The organism is Streptomyces lothianensis (assembly GCF_047779955.1).
Classification (GTDB): domain Bacteria; phylum Actinomycetota; class Actinomycetes; order Streptomycetales; family Streptomycetaceae; genus Streptomyces.
In genome coordinates this window covers 1-236 of sequence record NZ_JBLMKT010000174.1, presented here as the reverse complement: position 1 = coordinate 236, position 236 = coordinate 1, and the positions used below count along the sequence as shown (strand labels likewise).

The window sequence follows — 236 nt, the reverse complement described above, 5'->3', positions numbered from 1 at the left end:
ACCCGCGGGCAACGACGACGACGCGGACACCTGGACCCTCCACGCCACCGGCTTCGTCGCACCCGCGACGACACCGCACGACGGCACCCCCCTCACCGAGTGGCCCGCGCCCGGCGCCGAACCGGTGTCGATCGACGGCCTGTACGAGACCATGACCGACCTCGGTTACGGCTACGGCCCCGTCTTCCAGGGCCTGCGTGCCGTGTGGCGCGGTGGCGAGGGCGAGGTGTTCGCCG

The 236-nt window shown here is 73.3% G+C and carries 1 protein-coding gene; it reads left to right on the top strand.

Annotated elements, in window-relative coordinates; translation table 11 throughout:
- On the top strand, nt 1–236 hold a 236-nt coding region (locus ACLF6P_RS30110), incomplete at both ends, for a polyketide synthase dehydratase domain-containing protein (protein WP_415954600.1).